13 protein-coding genes and 1 pseudogene are annotated in these 14,284 nt (G+C 59.8%); 7 read left to right on the top strand and 7 right to left on the bottom strand.

The annotated features are described in order from the left end of the window. Positions 1-108: 108 nt before the first annotated feature. From cysG to nirB, 3 genes are all read right to left on the bottom strand, one after another. Positions 109-1,473, bottom strand: coding sequence for a siroheme synthase CysG (gene cysG / locus HA46_RS15180; protein ID WP_084885212.1), 1,365 nt, complete (start codon positions 1,471-1,473; stop codon positions 109-111). An 86-nt stretch (positions 1,474-1,559) separates the two neighbouring features. Next, complete coding sequence (nirD, locus tag HA46_RS15175; RefSeq protein ID WP_033792581.1) at positions 1,560-1,886, bottom strand: nitrite reductase small subunit NirD; 327 nt, start codon at positions 1,884-1,886, stop codon at positions 1,560-1,562. Beyond that, positions 1,883-4,423: a nitrite reductase large subunit NirB gene (nirB, locus tag HA46_RS15170; protein WP_084885210.1), complete on the bottom strand. Its 2,541-nt coding sequence runs from the start codon at positions 4,421-4,423 to the stop codon at positions 1,883-1,885. The genes nirD and nirB overlap by 4 nt, the downstream gene beginning before the upstream one ends. Positions 4,424-4,663: 240 nt before the next feature. Here nirB and phoC point away from each other — a divergent pair, with 240 nt between their 5' ends. Continuing rightward, positions 4,664-5,416, top strand: a complete 753-nt coding sequence (gene phoC / locus HA46_RS15165) for an acid phosphatase PhoC (RefSeq protein WP_084885208.1) — start codon at positions 4,664-4,666, stop codon at positions 5,414-5,416. Positions 5,417-5,486: 70 nt separating this feature from the next. On the opposite strand, the gene tsgA is transcribed toward phoC, so the two are convergent. Then, complete coding sequence (gene tsgA, locus HA46_RS15160; RefSeq protein ID WP_033792579.1) at positions 5,487-6,665, bottom strand: MFS transporter TsgA; 1,179 nt, start codon at positions 6,663-6,665, stop codon at positions 5,487-5,489. Between the two features lie 262 nt (positions 6,666-6,927). Between tsgA and ppiA the strand changes: the two genes are divergently transcribed. From ppiA to argD, 5 genes are all read left to right on the top strand, one after another. After that, on the top strand, positions 6,928-7,500 hold the full coding sequence (ppiA, locus tag HA46_RS15155; protein ID WP_033792577.1) for a peptidylprolyl isomerase A: 573 nt from the start codon (positions 6,928-6,930) through the stop codon (positions 7,498-7,500). 111 nt (positions 7,501-7,611) lie between these two features. After that, positions 7,612-7,794, top strand: a complete 183-nt coding sequence (locus HA46_RS15150; RefSeq protein WP_033753059.1) for a YhfG family protein — start codon at positions 7,612-7,614, stop codon at positions 7,792-7,794. Next, positions 7,781-8,377, top strand: coding sequence for a putative adenosine monophosphate-protein transferase Fic (locus HA46_RS15145; protein ID WP_033792576.1), 597 nt, complete (start codon positions 7,781-7,783; stop codon positions 8,375-8,377). Before HA46_RS15150 ends, HA46_RS15145 begins: the two co-directional genes overlap by 14 nt. Before the next feature lie 41 nt (positions 8,378-8,418). Further along, a complete protein-coding gene (locus HA46_RS15140; RefSeq protein WP_033792574.1) occupies positions 8,419-8,994 on the top strand; it encodes an aminodeoxychorismate synthase component II in 576 nt (191 codons plus the stop codon). An 88-nt stretch (positions 8,995-9,082) separates the two neighbouring features. Further along, positions 9,083-10,303, top strand: a complete 1,221-nt coding sequence (argD, locus tag HA46_RS15135) for a bifunctional acetylornithine/succinyldiaminopimelate transaminase (RefSeq protein WP_033792573.1) — start codon at positions 9,083-9,085, stop codon at positions 10,301-10,303. On the opposite strand, the gene HA46_RS15130 is transcribed toward argD, so the two are convergent. Both HA46_RS15130 and crp read right to left on the bottom strand, forming a co-directional pair. Then, on the bottom strand, positions 10,304-12,379 hold the full coding sequence (locus tag HA46_RS15130; protein WP_084885206.1) for a YccS/YhfK family putative transporter: 2,076 nt from the start codon (positions 12,377-12,379) through the stop codon (positions 10,304-10,306). 58 nt (positions 12,380-12,437) lie between these two features. Beyond that, the gene (gene crp, locus HA46_RS15125; RefSeq protein ID WP_000242758.1) at positions 12,438-13,070 is read right to left on the bottom strand and encodes a cAMP-activated global transcriptional regulator CRP; all 633 of its coding nucleotides are present in this window, start codon (positions 13,068-13,070) and stop codon (positions 12,438-12,440) included. A 300-nt stretch (positions 13,071-13,370) separates the two neighbouring features. Here crp and HA46_RS15120 point away from each other — a divergent pair, with 300 nt between their 5' ends. Continuing rightward, on the top strand, positions 13,371-13,775 hold the full coding sequence (locus tag HA46_RS15120; protein WP_033792571.1) for an OsmC family protein: 405 nt from the start codon (positions 13,371-13,373) through the stop codon (positions 13,773-13,775). A gap of 224 nt (positions 13,776-13,999) precedes the next feature. On the opposite strand, the pseudogene HA46_RS15115 reads toward HA46_RS15120, so the two are convergent. Continuing rightward, positions 14,000-14,284, bottom strand: a pseudogene (locus HA46_RS15115) (phosphoribulokinase); the annotation flags it as partial.

Below are 14,284 nucleotides of genomic sequence, written 5' to 3'. Positions count from 1 at the left end.
GTGGGATAGGTCGAAGAGCAAATCGTCCTGCGCCAGCAATGGCGCAGGACGAGCTGGCGCCTTATTTCAGTCAACGCAGACGTTTTTAAGCTCGTTTTCGCGGCCGGCCTAAAACCAGCGCAGCCGCTCGCGCAGCGACACCACGCTGCCGATAATAATCAGCGACGGGCTCTCTACCTGCTGCGCCAGCTCGCTGAGCCGATCCAGCGTGCCCGTCACCACGCGCTGCTGCGTGCTGGTGCCGTTCTCAATCAGCGCCACCGGCATATCCCCGCGCATACCGTGACGCATCAACTGCTGTTGGATATGCGGCGCCTGCGACAGCCCCATATAGAACACCAGCGTTTGCTGTTCGGCGGCCAGCTTCTCCCACTCCAATGTATTCTTCTGCTGCAGATGGCCGGTCACCAGCCGCACGCTCTGGGCATGATCGCGATGCGTCAGCGGAATGCCGCTATAGGCCGAGCAGCCCGACGCCGCCGTAACGCCGGGCACCACGCTGAACGGAATATGATGCTCTGCCAGCGCCTCCAGCTCCTCGCCGCCGCGGCCGAAAATAAAGGGATCGCCGCCTTTTAGCCGCACGACGCGCCTGCCGCGCTGCGCCTGCTCCAGCAGCAGTTGATTAATCTGCTCCTGCGGCACGCAGTGGTGTCCGGCGCGCTTGCCGACGAAAATGCGCTCCGCGTCACGGCGCACCAGGTTAAGGATCTCCTCGGAGACCAGCCGGTCATAGACGATGACGTCCGCCTGCTGGATCTGCTGCAGCCCTTTCAGCGTCAGCAGGCCGGCGTCACCCGGCCCGGCACCTACCAGCGTCACCTCGCCCTGAGCGGGCAACGCCTCGCTGAACAGCCCGTCGACCAGATGCGCGGCGCGCGTGCCGTCGCCGTTGGCCAGCGTCTGCGCCAGCCTGTCGCTGGTGAAAAAACGCTCCCAGAAAAAGCGTCGCTGCGCCATTGAGGCGAAACGCTGTTTAACGCGCGCGCGCAAGGTGCCCGCCAGCGATGCCAGCTGGCCAAGATGCTGCGGCAGCATCGCCTCGATTTTTTCACGCAGCAAACGGGCCAGCACCGGCGCGCGGCCGCCGGAAGAGACTGCCACCATCAGCGGCGAACGATCGATAATCGACGGCATAATGGCGCTGGCCTGCTCCGGCGCGTCCACCAGATTACAGAAGATGCGGCGCGCTTCGGCGGCCTGCGCCACCTGCTGATTTACCGCGTCGTCATCGGTAGCGGCGACCACCAGCCAGCACGCGTCCAGCCAGGCGTCGTCGAACGCGCCCGAAATCAGCGCCAGCCTGCCGCAGTCAGCCCACTGCTGAAACGCAGGGGAAAAGTGCGGCGCGCCGACATGCAGATCGGCGCCGGCGGCCAGCAGCAGCCGCGCTTTGCGCTCGGCGACGTCGCCGCCGCCCACCAGCAAACAGCGCTTGCCCTGCAGGCGACAAAAAAGGGGAAAGTAGTCCATAGCGCATCCTGAAAGCGAGAAGAGTGGGCAGGCCGCCGACGCGCGGGGCGTCGGCGGCGTAGCATAGCATCAGGGCGAGGAGGATATCAGGCGCAAACCTCGACCTTGCCCGCGTTGACGCGAACGGGATAAGCGGCGACAGAGCGCGACGCATCCTCCATACAGCAGCCGTCGCTGAGGCGAAAACGCTGTTTCTTGAGCGGACTGGCCACCCAGAGGCAGCCTTCATGCTCGGCGATAATGCCGCGCGACAGCACGCTGGCCTGGGCGAAAGGATCGATATTGCTAATGGCAAATAGCTCGCTATCGTCGCGCGGCCGAAAAATGGCGATCTGCTGGTCATTCACCAGCGCGCATACGCCGGTAGCGGGCAGGATTTGCTGCAAATCGCAGACGGGCGTCCACTGGCTCATACTTCGCTCTCCTCGATCAGGGTTACGGCGATGCGCTCTTCCGGCCGGGCGGGGCGATGCTGACCGCGTTCGGCCACCATCTGCACGTTGGGATCGCGCAGCGGCGCGTTGATAAAGTGGGCGAAGCGCGCATGCTGCGCGGGATCGTCCACCGTCTCTTTCCACTCGCAGCGCACGCGGGCGCGCAGCTCGCTCAGCTCCGCCTCCAGCTTGCTGTTGATGCCCAGCTTGTCGTCGACGATCACGCTGCGCAGGTAGTCGATGCCGCCTTCCAGACTCTCCAGCCACAGCGAGGTGCGCTGCAGCCGATCGGCGGTGCGGATATAGAACATCATAAAGCGGTCAAGGTAGGCGATCAGCGTATCGCTATCGAGGTCGGCCGCCAGCAGATCGGCGTGGCGCGGCTTCATGCCGCCGTTGCCGCAGACATAGAGGTTCCAGCCTTTTTCCGTGGCGATAATGCCGACGTCTTTGCCCTGCGCCTCGGCGCATTCGCGCGTGCAGCCCGAGACGCCGAACTTCATTTTATGCGGCGTGCGGATACCTTTGTAGCGATTCTCCAGCGCGATGCCGAAGCCGAGGCTGTCGCCGACGCCGTAGCGACACCAGGCGCTGCCGACGCAGGTTTTCGCCATGCGCAGCGCTTTGGCGTAAGCCTGGCCGGTTTCAAAGCCCGCGGCGATCAGCTGCGACCAGATAGCGGGCAGATCGTCTTTCTGCGCGCCGAACAGGCCGATGCGCTGGGAGCCGGTGATTTTGGTGTAGAGATTGTAGCGTTCGGCGACCTCGCCAATCACCTTCAGACCCTGCGGCGTGATTTCGCCGCCGGGCGAGCGCGGGATTACGGAGTAGGTGCCGTCTTTCTGGATATTGCCGAGGAAGAGATCGTTGCTGTCCTGCAGCGGCGTATGCTGCGGCGCCAGCACAAAGTCGTTCCAGCACGACGCCAGCAGCGACGCCACCGTGGGTTTGCAGACCTCGCAGCCGTAGCCGGTACCGTATTTCGCCAGCAGCGCGTCGAAGGTTTTAATCTCCTCGACGCGGATCAGGTGATAGAGCTCCTGGCGCGAGTAGGGGAAGTGAGCGCAGAGATGATTGTTGACCTCGATGCCCTGACGGCTCAGCTCGGCGTTGAGCACCTGGGTCACCAGCGGAATGCAGCCGCCGCAGCCGGTGCCGGCGCGGGTTTCGCTCTTCAGCGCGGCGACGGTATGGCAGCCGCCCTGAACCGCTTTGATGATGTCGCCTTTACTGACGTCGAAGCAGGAGCAGATCTGCGCGCTATCCGGCAGCGAATCGACCCCCATTACCGGTTTTTCGCCGCTGCCGGCGGGCAGGATCAGCGCTTCTGGATTTTCAGGCAGCGGAATGGCGTTGAGCACCAGCTGCAGCAGATTGCCGTAGTCGCTGGTATCGCCTACCAGCACCGCGCCGAGCAGGGTTTTGCCATCTTCGCTGACGATCAGGCGTTTGTAAACCGAACGGCTTTCATCGAGCCAGACGTAGCTGCGCGCGCCCGGCGTACGGCCGCGCGCGTCGCCGATGCCGCCGACGTCCACGCCGAGCAGCTTGAGTTTGGCGCTCATGTCGGCGCCCTGAAAGGCGCTGTCGCGGCCGGTTAGGGCGTCGCTCGCCACCTGCGCCATCTTATAGCCCGGCGCCACCAGGCCGAAGACGCGGTCCTGCCAGGCGGCGCACTCGCCGATGGCGTAGATCGCCGGATCGCTGGTGCGGCAGCGGTCGTCCACGGCGATGCCGCCACGCTGACCGAGCGCCAGACCGCACTGCTTCGCCAGCTTGTCCTGCGGACGAATGCCGGTGGAGAAGACGATAAAGTCCACGTCGAGCGCGCTGCCGTCGGCGAACTCCAGCGTTTTGCCGCCTGCGGCGTGGTGCACGATCTGACGGGTATTTTTGCTGGTGTGCACCTGCACGCCCATCTCTTCGATTTTACGACGCAGCTGCTCGCCGCCCTGGACGTCGAGCTGCTCCGCCATCAGCACCGGCGCGAACTCGATCACGTGGGTTTCCACGCCCAGGTTTTTCAGCGCGCCAGCGGCTTCCAGGCCGAGCAGGCCGCCGCCGATTACCGCGCCGCGTTTGCTGCGGCGCGCGCAGGCTTCAATGGCGTTGAGATCTTCGATGGTGCGATAGACGAAGCAGTCGGCGCCTTCCGCGCCTTTGATCGGCGGGATCCAGGGGTAAGAGCCCGTGGCGAAAATCAGCGTGTCGTAACGCACCGCGCGGCCGGTATTAGAGTGGATCAGCTTCTCTTCGCGGTTGATGGTAATGGCGCGCTCGCCCAGCAGCAGATTGACCTGATGTTTTTCATAGTAGCCTTCGCGAACCAGAGAGAGTTCTTCGGCGGTATGGTGAGAGAAGTAGGCGGAAAGGTGAACGCGGTCATAGGCGACGCGGGGCTCTTCACAGAAGACGGTTAATGCAAACTGGCCGGGTTCGGCTTTGTCGATCAGCTCCTCAATAAAGCGATGCCCAACCATGCCGTTACCGATAACGACGACATTGTGCTTGCTCATGCTTGCCTCAAAATTGCGGGAATTGAGGCTACAATAGCGCGCCGTTTTTAGCTCATATTGATATATATCAAGCGCCTTTCTGTATACCTATTTTGAGTTATGTGTCTGATTCTGAGCAATTTTTTGTTAATTTTTCTGAATTGCCTGAAAATTCAAACGACTTAACAGAAACAGGCTCTGCACTTTTGTAAGCTACAAACGGATTTGCTACCAGAACGTTTTGACTGATAAGGAAATAACATGAAGCAAAAGTGCATAGCAGGATGTCTGTTTTCTCTGTTTACTTTCTACGCTGCGGCGGCGGTTCCCCCAGGCGATGATGCGACAACCAAACCCGATTTGTATTACCTGAAAAACGAGCAGGCGATTGATAGTCTGAGGCTGCTCCCCCCTCCTCCGGAAACAGGCTCTATCCTGTTTTTAAATGACCAGGCAATGTATGAGAAAGGACGCATGCAGCGCAACACCGCGCGAGGTAAACAGGCGCAGCTGGATGCGGATCTGGCGGCTGGCGGCGTAGCCACAGCTTTTTCAAAGGCCTTTGGCGCCCCGATTACTGCCAAAGAAGCGCCGGAACTCTATAAGCTGCTGACCAACATGATTGAAGATGCCGGCGATCTCGCTACCCGCTCAGCCAAACAGCACTACATGCGTATCCGGCCTTTTGCTTTCTACGGCACGGAAACTTGTAATACCAAAGATCAGAAAAAATTGTCGACTAACGGTTCCTATCCATCTGGCCATACCGCCATCGGCTGGGCAACGGCGCTCGTGCTGGCAGAAATTAATCCCGCCGATCAGGATGCGATTCTGGAACGCGGCTACCAGCTTGGACAGAGCCGTGTGATCTGCGGCTATCACTGGCAGAGCGATGTGGATGCTGCTCGCGTCGTGGGATCGGCCGTGGTGGCAACGCTGCATGCCAGCCCGGCATTTCAGGCGCAGCTGGAGAAAGCCAAACAGGAGTTTGCCGCCAGGACGCCAGCGGCGTAGAGCAGGGCCGACGAGCAAAAAAAGGCCAGTTACCCTGAAGTCACTGGCCCCTGGCTTCGCAGCGCTGCCGTTAGTGCATCACGTGGCCGTGCTGGCGGTGTCGGGTGACAAAGCCCAGCAGCACGCACATCACGAACACCACGGCGTAGAGGCCGTTCGCCGTCAGCAGCGCGGCATGGACGCCGCCTTGCTTCACGATTGGGCTGGTCACCACGAAGGTCAGCATGGTGCCGACCGTGCCGCAGGTGAGAATAAAGTTCACCAGCTTCGGCGAGGAGACTTTGGTCTGCAGCGAGCCGAGCGTAATGATGGTGGTGTAGATGGCGCTGGAGCTGAAGCCCAGAATCATGATCACCCAGCGCAGCATGCTGGCGTCTGTGGTGCTGACGAACCAGTACATCAGCAGCGTCGCCAGACCGGCCAGCACCATCAGAATGCGTTGCAGATCGAAGAAGCGCAGCAGGAAGCTAAAGACCCACATGCCGACCATATAGGCGGTCCAGAAGTTGCCGACCAGCTGGCCCGCGCTGGCGATATCCATGCCCATGGTTTTGGTGGCGTACTCCGGCACCCAGGAGATAAAGCCGAGCTGGCCGAGGATGTAGCAGAGCGCGGCCACGGCGAGAAACAGCACGCCGACGCCCCATTTCTCTTTCTCCAGCGTCGGGCTGTTTTCCGGCTTGCGCAGCACCGGAAACTCGACGCACAGCGTCAGAACGAAAATGGCGACGTAGATAATCCCGATGCAGACATAGACCCAGTACCACGGCAGCGCGCGCGCCAGCAGGATACCGGCCAGCACAGGAAACAGCGTACCGGCCATGCTGAAGAAGGAGTCAGTGAACAGCAGGCGCGATCCGCGCTGACGGCCTTCATACAGATGGGTGATCAGGAAGGTGCCGATCGACATGGTGATGCCGCTGACGACGCCCAGCACAAACATGCAGAGCGAGAAAACGGAGAGATCGCGGCTGGTCATCAGGCCCAGCACCGCCAGTACCATCAGAATAAAGCCGAAAATCAGCTGGCGCTTCAGCGGCACGATAACCATCAGCCAGGCGTTCAGGAACACCGAGACCAGAATGCCGGCGTTCAGGAAGGTAAAGGTATTTCCCATGCTTTCAATCGGCAGCTGGAAATCCTTCGCGATGTCGCCCATGACCATGCCGGTGACGATCACCAGCGCGCCGGTCAACGCGTACGAGAAAAAGCTTATCCAGGTAAGCCCGATACGATTACGATTTGTCATGTTTTGAACCTGTGGAAAACAGAGAGGGCGGCGTAAAACTGTCAGAAAGTGTAAACGGAACTGTGATCTTAATAAATAAAGACTGAAAATCAGTTTTCATATTTCATTGATAATGTGATTTATGTCACGAAAACGTTTGCGCGGGCGGTTCTTCTGGCTTGAGCAACCCGTGCGTAAATAACGGTAAAACGCTGGCTCTTGTATTTTATGCTCTTTACAATCAATGTCGTTAAAAGCTGCTCTCCAAGGTAAGGACTTATTCATGCTTAAACGTACTCTTACAGCGGCGATCGCCCTGTTTGCGCTCTCCTCCGTTTCCGCCTCGGCGCTGGCTGCCAAAGGCGATACGCACGTCCTGTTCACCACGTCCGCCGGTAATATCGAACTCGAACTGAACAATCAAAAAGCGCCGGTTTCGGTGAAAAACTTCGTTGACTACGTTAACAGCGGTTTTTACAACAACACGATTTTTCATCGCGTGATCCCGGGCTTTATGGTGCAGGGCGGCGGCTTTACCGCTGACATGCAGCAGAAACAGACCAACGCGCCGATCAAGAACGAAGCGGACAATGGCCTGCGCAACCTGCGCGGCACCATTTCTATGGCGCGCACCGCCGATAAAGACAGCGCCACCAGCCAGTTCTTTCTGAATGTCGCCGATAACGCCTTCCTTGACCACGGCCAGCGCGACTTCGGATACGCGGTATTTGGTAAAATTGTGAAAGGAATGGACGTGGCGGATAAAATTGCCCAGGTCCCAACCAAGGATGTCGGCCCTTATCAAAATGTGCCGGTAAAACCGGTAGTTATCCTTTCCGCCAAAGTCCTGCCCTGACTTTCAGCGCCGCTATCCTCTGGCGGCCTCGCCTTGTCCGTCTCCGGCAAAGGGAAAATTTGCTCCTATACTCAGCTTCGAGAGTGTGGACAACCCTGAGCAGGAGGCGGCATGGCAAACAAACTCACCGAGAAACAGAAAAATACGCTCTGGCAGCAGCGACGCGTCGCCAGCTATCAGGCCAGCTGTCGGCTGGACGGCTTAACCCTGGCGGAGCCTGCCAGCGCTTACGAACAGGCTGACGCGGCCGAAGCGCGACTCGATTCGCTGAGGAGGCAGTATGGTGCCGAATAGCAGCGTTGCCCGCGATCCCTATCTGTGGCAGAACGACGATGTGCTGAAAAACCGTCTGGATATCCACGACGCCGCTCAGCTGCGCAAGGCGGAGCTGGCGTTTAGCGCCGCGCGACTCGCCACCCTGGAGCTGGGGCCGGCCACCATTGGCCTGCCTTTTCTGCGCCATATTCACCGCACGCTGTTCCAGGATGTTTACGCCTGGGCGGGCGAGCTGCGCACCATCGATATCTGGCGCGACGACACGCCGTTTTGCCACTTCGAATACATCGAAAAAGAGGGCAATACGCTGATGGACGCGCTGGAAGAGGAAGAGGGACTGCGCAATCTGGAAGAGGCGGATTTCGCGGCGCGCATCGCGCACTACTACTGCGAAATAGCGATGCTGCATCCGTTCCGCGAAGGCAACGGGCGCGCCCAGCGCATCTTCTTCGAACAGCTGGCGCTGCACGCCGGCTATTTTCTCGACTGGCAGAAGATCGAGCCCGCGCAGTGGCACGAGGCCAGTCAGGCGGGCGCGGACGGCGACCTGGCGCCGCTGGAGGCGGTTTTTGCCCGCGTCGTGAGTCGCGCCAGCCTGTAAAACGCGTAGAATAGCGGCGGTTTTCTCAGTCAGGACCGACTATGCTGCTGCTAATCGACAACTATGATTCCTTTACCTGGAATCTTTATCAGTACTTCTGCGAGCTTGGCGCGCAGGTACGCGTAGTGCGCAACGACGCCATCACGCTGGAAGAGATGGCGGCGCTGCCGCTGTCGCATCTGGTGATTTCGCCAGGGCCCTGTACGCCCGACGAGTCAGGCATTTCGATGGCGGCGATCCGCCACTTTTCCGGGCGCATTCCGGTGCTCGGCGTCTGCCTGGGCCATCAGGCAATCGCCCAGGCTTACGGCGCGAAAATAGTGCGCGCCCGCCAGGCGATGCACGGCAAAACCTCCACTATCGTCCACAACCAGCGCGGCGTGTTCCGCAACCTCAATCATCCCCTGACCGTTACGCGCTACCACTCTCTGATCGTCGCGTGGGACTCGCTGCCCGACGCGTTCGAGATCACCGCCTGGAGCCTGAGAGAGGGCGAACCGGATGAGATCATGGGTTTTCGCCATCGGGAAATGGCGCTGGAAGGGGTGCAGTTTCATCCGGAGAGCATTCTGAGCGAGCAGGGGCATCAGCTGCTGCGTAATTTTCTTGAATCCTGAAGTTATGTTTGCCTTCGGTTGATTTATTATGCATATTTTGTGACTATTATTTCAATTTGGCTCAATAAATAATCAAAGGTGGTCGTCGATGGCAGCGGAGAAAATTGCGGTAACGCGGGAAACGTTCGATAACGTTATTTTGCCTGTTTATGCACCCGCGCAGTTCGTGCCGGTCAAAGGCAAGGGCAGCCGCGTCTGGGATCAGCAGGGCAAAGAGTATATCGACTTTTCCGGCGGCATCGCCGTCACGGCGCTGGGCCACTGTCATCCGGCGCTGGTCGAGGCGCTAAAAACTCAGGGCGAAACCCTGTGGCATCTGAGCAACGTCTTTACCAACGAGCCAGCGCTGCGCCTTGCCAGCAAGCTTATCGACGCCACCTTCGCCGATCGCGTCTTCTTCGCCAACTCCGGCGCGGAAGCGAACGAGGCCGCCTTCAAGCTGGCGCGCTACTACGCCTGCCACCGTCACAGCCCGTTCAAAAGCAAAATCATCGCCTTCCACAACGCGTTTCACGGCCGCACGCTCTTTACCGTTTCCGTCGGCGGCCAGCCGAAATATTCCGACGGCTTCGGGCCGAAACCGGCGGATATCGTGCACGTTCCCTTTAACGATCTCGAAGCGGTAAAAGCGGTTATCGACGACCATACCTGCGCCATCGTGGTCGAGCCGATTCAGGGCGAGGGCGGCGTGATGCCCGCTACGCCAGAGTTTATGCAGGGGCTGCGCGCGCTGTGCGATAAGCATCAGGCGCTACTGGTGCTGGACGAGGTGCAGAGCGGCATGGGACGCAGCGGCAAGCTGTTCGCCTATGAGCATTACGGCGTGACGCCGGATATTCTCACCACCGCCAAAGCGCTGGGCGGCGGCTTTCCGGTCAGCGCCATGCTGACGACTCACGAGATCGCCTCAGCCATGTCGCCGGGCGTACACGGCACGACCTACGGCGGCAATCCGCTCGCCTGCGCGGTCGCGGAAGCCGCGCTGGACGTGATTAATACGCCGGAGGTGCTGGAAGGCGTTCAGGCGCGTCGCGAGCAGTTCGTCGCGGCGTTGAAGGCGCTCGATGCGAAGCGGGATCTCTTCTCGGAGATCCGCGGCAAAGGGCTGCTGATCGGCGCGGCGCTGAAGCCGCAGTACGCCGGTAAGGCGCGCGACATCCTTAACGCCGCAGCGGCGGAAGGGCTGATGGTGCTGGTGGCCGGCACGGACGTGATCCGTTTTGCGCCGTCGCTGGTGATCGAGCCCACCGATATCGAAGAGGGCATGGCGCGTTTCGCCCGTGCGGTAGAACGCGCGCTGACCGCCTGACTATCCTTTCCGCAAATGCCTGATTAGCCAGCGGCCATGGTGCGGCCGCTGGGTCCACGCCAGCGACGAGATGGTATGCATCACGTTGAGATGCTCCAGAATACGCTTCACATGCTGCTCCAGAATCGTCGTCGGCCCTTCATCCAGGTTCTCTACGCCCGCCATCACGTTAGTCTGCGATCCCGGTCCGTCATACTCCAGCCGCTGCTGGCAGCGCTGCAGCGCAACTTCGCACGACTGCAGATAGCGCTGCGCCAGGTCGGGCGTCAGCATGGTGTGCTCGCGGGCGAGGATGGTCATGGCGTTGATATGCTCGACGATAAACTGGCTGTGCGTCACCCACAGGCGCATATCCTTCAGGTACTGGGCGTTGAAGCCCGGCTCCTGCATCGCCTGATTGAGCGAGTTGAAGAGCGCGTTGTGCGCCTGATTGACCTGCATGCGCTGCCAGGCCAGCTTCTTCGCCTCCTGCTCCGGCCCCAGCAGCAGCCGCAGCGCATCCTGATAGGTTTCCAGCGCGTCGTGGGCGTTTTGACGCAGCAGCCCGCTCTGCCACTGCGGCCACAGCCACAGCATGCCGCCGAAGGCGATCAGGCAGCCCATTAACGTGTCCATCAGGCGCGGCAGTAAAAACTGCGCCCCGTTCAGCGACAGCAGCTGCAGCGAGTAGACCGCCGTTACGGTAAAGCCGATCATCGACCAGCCGTAATATTTACGCGTCACCAGATAGCTCACCAGCGTCACTACCAGCATAAACAGCAGCACCAGCGATTCCGGCACCGCGAAACGCAGCGAGGCGGCGGCGATCACCAGGCCGGCAAAGGTGCCCAGCGCCCGGTGCTGGATGCGCACTCGCGTGGCGCTGTAGCCGTTCTGACTGACGAACATAATGGTCATCAGGATCCAGTAAGGCTTGGGAATATCGAACAGCATCGCCAGCGCGCTGCCGAACATCAGCATCACGGCGAAGCGCGCCGCGGTGCGCAGCGCGGCGGATTTTAGCGACAGGTAGCTGCGCAGCGCGGGCAACAGCGGCAGACGGCGCTGGCGATCGGTCATCAGGTCGCGCTGGTAGAGCGGTTTTTGCGTGCGCAGCACGCGCGCGATGCGGCTGAAGTGGTAGTAACAGAAGTGGCCCACCGGATTATCGGGATGCTGACGGGCGATCTTCTCCAGCGCGCCGAGCGGCTTCTCCATATCGAAACGACTCGGCAACTGATGGTAGAGGATGGCGTCGGCCAGCGCGCGCAGCCGCGCCGAGATGATTTTGGCGTTCCAGCGGATCACCGCTTCCGCATGGCTGCGCTCCACCAGCTTCTGCACTTCTTCCGGCTGATGCAGGCTGACGGAGATATGCTCCTGCAGGTCGAGCGCCACCTGAAACGCGCGCGTCAGCCGCTTGTGGCTGTTGTCGCGGCTGGCGGAGAGCATATGCATCTGCTGATAGCAGGTGTTGATCAGATCGACCGCTTTTTGCTGGCGCGCCAGCAGCGGCGGCAGCGCTTTTTCCGGGTCGGTAAGCTGGGTCAGCAGGGTATATTTCGCGTCGCAGTAGTCCGCCAGTTCGCGGTAGATCAGGCTCAGGGTTTCGCGCATCGGCTGCTCTTTCCACAGCCAGAACCAGAACCAGTTGAAGAACCCATACCAGAGCGTGCCGCCGATATAGAGCAGCGGCGGCACATAGATCGGCATGCGGCCGATCAGGCTCAGGGTAAAGATCGCCGCCACCAGCGTGCCGGAGAGCAGGCGGCCGTGCAGCGGGCTGATTTCGCCGGTGACGCCCAGCAGCAGCGGCAGGGCAAAGAGCACGGCAGGCAGCGGCACCCCTTTCAGGGTTAACAGCTGGATCAAAAAGCTGCCGAGCGCGAACAGCGAGCCGCCGACGAGCAGACGTTTGAAGAAGCGCTTATGGGGCGTATCCAGACCCGCGACGTTGCAGCAGGCGGGAACCAGAGAGAAGAGCAGGCCTTTTTGCAGATCGCCGAACAGCCAGCCGAGCGCCACCGGAATGCAGAGCACCAGCGTCTGCCGCAGGGCATAGTTAACTTCGGGGTGATAGATGATTCGGCGCCACATCACTTCACTAAAAGCGGTAACGGCGTGACGGTGACATCACGCCGTGAGTGAGAGGAAATCAGCGGGTGCCGTAAACGACAATGGTTTTGCCGTGTGCGGAAATCAGATTCTGGTCTTCCAACATTTTCAAAATGCGGCCCACGGTTTCGCGCGAGCAACCAACGATTTGGCCAATTTCCTGACGAGTAATTTTGATTTGCATGCCGTCGGGATGCGTCATGGCGTCTGGCTGCTTCGCCAGGTTAAGCAGGGTTTGTGCAATACGTCCGGTCACGTCGAGGAAAGCTAAATTGCCTACTTTTTCCGATGTAACCTGCAGACGGCGCGCCATCTGCGAAGAGAGACGCATTAAAATATCCGGATTCACCTGGATAAGCTGACGGAATTTCTTGTAGGAAATTTCCGCTACTTCGCACGCGGTTTTCGCACGTACCCAGGCGCTGCGCTCCTGACCTTCTTCGAACAGGCCAAGCTCGCCGATAAAATCACCCTGATTCAGGTAAGAGAGGATCATCTCTTTGCCCTCTTCATCTTTGATCAGCACCGCAACGGAACCTTTCACGATGTAGTAGAGGGTTTCAGCCTTCTCACCCTGATGAATCAGCGTACTTTTGGATGGATATTTGTGAATATGGCAATGGGACAGGAACCATTCGAGTGTAGGGTCTGTTTGCGGTTTGCCGAGAACCATTCGCTATTATCCTCTGTTGTAATCGTGCCCAAAACGCGGGGGGATTAGTCCCTGCCAGGCGATGAAAGCTTCAAGCGTTTCCCCTAAAGGAGATTATTCGGGCCTTATTTTGCGCCAGGCGCTTGATGTGTCCCGTCTTCGTCCCTAACAGAACGAACTATTTTCAGCACTGTTTGTAGCACAGCTTTTGCCGACTGTCTTCTGTTGTCTCGCTTCAGCAAAGGGGGGATTACTCTGGATTGCTGTTTGCCGGGTGAACGCGTACTCTGGCGGCAAACGGGCTATTCTTGAGGTGGAAACATGCAGGCTAGAGTGAAGTGGGTCGAAGGATTAACCTTTCTCGGCGAGTCGGCGTCGGGACATCAGATCCTGATGGACGGCAACTCCGGCGATAAAGCGCCCAGTCCGATGGAGATGGTGCTGATGGCGACGGGCGGCTGTAGTGCCATCGATGTGGTTTCCATATTGCAGAAGGGCCGCAACGAGGTGGTGGACTGCGAGGTGAAACTGACCTCGGAGCGTCGCGAAGAGGCGCCGCGCCTGTTTACCCATATCAATCTGCATTTCGTGGTGACCGGCAAGGCGCTGAGCGACAAAGCCGTAGCGCGCGCGGTGGATCTCTCGGCGGAGAAGTACTGTTCGGTGGCGCTGATGCTGGGCAAGGGCGTTGAGATTACCCATAGCTATGAAGTGGTCGCGCTGTAAAAAAGCGCACTGTACGTAAGGAGCGGGTGTCAATGCCCGAAGAGCAAAGCGTCCCGCGCCATGGACAAAAGCGCCGGGAGCGTTTTTGAACAGCGCAACGCGTTGGCCCGGCAACGGGCGCACCTCAGGGATGAGGTGCGTAATCGCGCGGGCCGAGCTGGCAGGGATGCCGTTTTTGCGTCTTTGCGATCGGGCCTTGCTACCCGCGACCGCGCCAGACCGGGTCAGGCGATCTGTTTGCCTTCCATCAGCCGCTGCACCAGCGGCGCCATAATCAGCTCCATCGCCAGCCCCATCTTGCCGCCCGGCACCACCAGCGTATTGATATGCGAAATAAATGAGCCCTGCAGCATCGCCAGCAGATAGGGGAAGTCGATATTCTCCAGCCCGCGAAAGTGGATCACCACGAAGCTCTCGTCCAGCGACGGGATTTCGCGCGCGGCGAACGGGTTAGAAGTATCAACGGTGGGGACGCGCTGGAAGTTAATGTGCGTGCGCGAAAACTGCGG

This window comes from Pantoea septica (assembly GCF_002095575.1).
In the GTDB taxonomy this organism is placed as follows: Bacteria; Pseudomonadota; Gammaproteobacteria; order Enterobacterales; family Enterobacteriaceae; genus Pantoea; species Pantoea septica.
This window is presented reverse-complemented; position numbering and strand designations above follow the sequence as displayed.